Raw genomic sequence first — 1,483 nt, 5'->3', positions numbered from 1 at the left:
TAGTCTTGATCTAATATTGTTTTATTCATCATAAGGATGCCATCAACAACAAAGTGCTCATTAACTTCTCTAGGATCTTTCGGTATAGGTATAAAATAATCTTCCCCTAACCCAACACGTTCATATATAAACTGACCAGTACGACCGTATTCATTACAGTAACTTTCAAATAAAAGGTCGGAAATAATTCTATCACCATAACAACCTGTAAAACTTCCGACAATGAGAATTAGGAACCAAGTATAAGCTTTCATTAGTTTACTCCTCCCGAATTCAGATAATAAGTGCACCACTCATGGTTAAACGGTGAGAAGAGATCAACTGCCTGTTGGTGGTACTCTGTAATCGCCAAAAAACAAGAGTCGTTACCATGAGTTACAAGCAGTTGATCGAGGGACAACGATACCAGATCGAAGCCTACTTACGCGAGGGGTTCAGTTATCGGGAGATCGGAAAACGTCTTAAAGTAAGTCACAGCACTATCAGTCGGGAAATAAGACGCAACGGAATTCGGGATAACCATTACTTGCCAGAAGTTGCTCAGTCCAAAGCGGTTAAACGTCGTTGTCTGGCGACAAAATATAGTGTCCCAGAGCCGACTATCACATTTGTTGAGTTTGGATTAAACGAAAAATGGAGTCCCGAACAAATAGCCGGTGTAGCTAAACTTATCGGCTACAAGGTCAGTCACGAGTGGATTTATGGCTATGTCCAGCGTGATAAATTATGCGGTGGCAAACTGTTTAAACAGTTGCGGCAGAGCCATCGAAGATACCGCAAAGGTAACCGCGCGAAGCGCGTGATTATCCCGAACCGCGTAGGTATAGAGCATCGTCCTGCTATCGTAAACAGCAAGCAACGGTTTGGCGATTGGGAAGCTGACACGGTTTTAGGCAAGCAAGGCACAGGGGCGATAGTCAGCTTAGTAGAGCGAAAAAGTAAGCTGTATCTGATACGCAAAGTCCAAGCGAAAAGTGCAGCAGATGTAGCTCGAGCAATGATTGGGATGCTTTGGAAATATCGCCGGCACGTTCGAACTATCACGGCAGACAACGGCAGTGAATTTTGTCACCATGAGCGGGTTGCAGAAAAGTTGAAAACAGATATCTATTTCGCTAATCCGTACTCATCTTGGGAGCGAGGGTTAAACGAAAACTTCAACGGTTTGCTGCGCCAATACATACGCAAAGGCACAGATCTGAGAACGGTTACAGATAAGCAGATTTCTGATGTTGAACGGGCTTTAAATGCAAGGCCAAGAAAGTGTTTGGGATTTAAGCAGCCAGCAGTCGTATTTGAAGCATTACGCAAGGCTGCTTAATTTTGCGAGTGGTGCACTTCGGAGTTGAATTCGCGCCGCACAACATGTTAAACCATTCGTTGGAAGGCAAAAGAATGATGCCAACGATGCGAGGGCAATATGTGAGGCGTTTTCTCGCCCAGACATTCACTTTGTACCCGTTAAATCGGTAGAGCAGCAAGA

Annotated in this window: 2 protein-coding genes and 1 pseudogene; 2 read left to right on the top strand and 1 reads right to left on the bottom strand. The window is 44.2% G+C overall.

From position 1 onward, the window contains the following. On the bottom strand, nucleotides 1-254 hold a 254-nt coding region (locus tag J3L11_RS18770; RefSeq protein ID WP_207571977.1), incomplete at its 3' end, for a hypothetical protein. A gap of 116 nt (nucleotides 255-370) precedes the next feature. Between J3L11_RS18770 and J3L11_RS18765 the strand changes: the two genes are divergently transcribed. Together J3L11_RS18765 and J3L11_RS18760 are read left to right on the top strand one after the other, a co-directional pair. Further along, complete coding sequence (locus J3L11_RS18765; RefSeq protein WP_133040757.1) at nucleotides 371-1,321, top strand: IS30 family transposase; 951 nt, start codon at nucleotides 371-373, stop codon at nucleotides 1,319-1,321. Between the two features lie 37 nt (nucleotides 1,322-1,358). Next, a pseudogene (locus J3L11_RS18760) lies at nucleotides 1,359-1,483 on the top strand (IS110 family transposase); the annotation flags it as partial.

Origin of the sequence: Shewanella sp. 4t3-1-2LB, assembly GCF_017368415.1 — a bacterium.
GTDB classification, from domain to species: Bacteria; Pseudomonadota; Gammaproteobacteria; order Enterobacterales; family Shewanellaceae; genus Shewanella; species Shewanella fodinae.
Note: the sequence above shows the minus strand (reverse complement) of the source record. Positions and strands in the feature narration are given on the sequence as shown.